A 1603-nucleotide genomic window follows, 5' to 3' on the forward strand; every position below is an offset into this window, starting at 1 on the left:
TGACAACGAGGCATTGAGGCAAAGGGGTGGATTTTAAGGCAAAGGGATTGAAATTTCTTGAGGAAGAGGTAAGCGTAGGGCGTGTCGTGTACTTGAGGAAGTTTTCGATGAGGCAATGAATGAGGTTGATCTGGGACTGAGGTTGATCTTGGCCGCGTGCTTGGCTTTCAAGATGGGGGCACCACCTTGGAAAAAGGGGTGTTTGGGCTTGTAAGTGCCTCACGTATAGTGCTTCATGTATAAGCGCGTATAGGGCAAATGAATAAAATACGTAGAGGGGATTTATAGTGCTTGCATTACTCTGAGAAGGGTGCTAAGCGAATTTACCGCGCTGGTGGCGTGCTATCAAATATTGAAGAGTGGGAATTTTAGAAGTGGGGGAGTATCCGTATGATCGAAGATAAATCACAACACCAATTTGCCCATAAGGGAGATAAGGCTTTTGTATCACAGTCAGTGTTGGATCAATCGGCAACTTTCAAAAAATGGATGATGCTTTCAACAAGCGATTATATCATCATTTGTTGTTTGGCTATCCTCTTGTTGGTGCTTTTTTCCGCGTCTGCCTATATGGATCCTTTGGAATTTTTTCACGTTATATCCAAAGAACAGCTCCAAGCACTGGGACAAATGAAACAAGAAAGACTTCAGGAAAGTCTTAAACACCCTTTCCAAAATCCTATAATTCAGCATGTTCTTGATGCGGGGTGGAATAGTGTTTGGGCTTTTTTATGTCTCTTACCGCAAATGATTTTTGGCGTTCTTTTTGGTTTTTGTCCGCTCTTTTTTGTCTTTAACGCCGTATTTAAACGGGATGTGAAGGAAATGATGCTACAATGGGAAACCTTGCCAGAGCAGCAACAGCTAGACAACCAATCTCTTAACAGAAGACAATAGGGGGGGAAAGTGACCGCTTCTTTAATCATTGGAATGTTGGCTGCCGTAGGGACGACAATTTTTATTTGTTCTGCAATTTTTATGGTATTCCTTTCTACCGTGGTGACAATCGTTGCACTTTATTATTCGTTGATAAAACGGACAATCTTGTTATTGGTGACGCAGCGAAAATTAAAAAAGGGTGCAGCGCAGAATTTGAGGCATAATCAGGCAGAGGGTAGGGGACAGAATACAGTTCTTGCAACACAGTTGCGTGCCTTTTCTTTTCAAGAATCTTTGCTTCTCTCAAAAAAAGATTATTTTATGATCTTTTCTATCGCCTTCGTTATGGTTGCACTTAGCACAGGTGTTGTCGTTTTTTCAGCTTTTCTTCCAAAATCTGCGGTTTTTTTGCACAATTACGTGCCTATGATAGTGCTTCACATTATTGATTTTGTCATGCGACTGCTGTTTTGGGTCTGGACATGTATTGTTGTTTCTTTACCTGTCATTTTAATTCTCCATAGTTTTCTTCAGTATGGCGTGCAAGAAACAGTAAAGGAATTAGAAACATTTGCTTGAGAAGAAAATAAAAATGATGATTTCACATCAATGCGATAGGGAAAAAAAGGGAGCATTATGATGCAGCATTTGGTTTTTTTAGGGTTCACCATCATTGCCATTGTAATGTTTATGGTTATGATCCGGCTTCCTTACCGGTTGATCA

2 protein-coding genes are annotated in these 1603 nt (G+C 40.7%); both read left to right on the top strand.

The features are described from left to right. The first annotated feature begins 390 nt into the window (after positions 1 to 390). Complete coding sequence (locus ACFIMI_RS09580) at positions 391 to 897, top strand: hypothetical protein (RefSeq protein WP_375692527.1); 507 nt, start codon at positions 391 to 393, stop codon at positions 895 to 897. Between the two features lie 9 nt (positions 898 to 906). Then, positions 907 to 1458 (top strand): hypothetical protein, encoded by a 552-nt coding sequence (locus tag ACFIMI_RS09585; protein ID WP_375692528.1) that lies wholly within the window; start codon positions 907 to 909, stop codon positions 1456 to 1458. The last annotated feature ends 145 nt before the right edge of the window (positions 1459 to 1603 follow it).

This window comes from Bartonella sp. AP4SXKL (assembly GCF_042195845.1).
Taxonomy (GTDB): domain Bacteria; phylum Pseudomonadota; class Alphaproteobacteria; order Rhizobiales; family Rhizobiaceae; genus Bartonella.

Bases quoted from the DNA above. Each gene is read 5' to 3' on its own strand.
- ACFIMI_RS09580 (WP_375692527.1), top strand. From the start codon at position 391: ATGATCGAAGATAAATCACAACACCAATTTGCCCATAAGGGAGATAAG.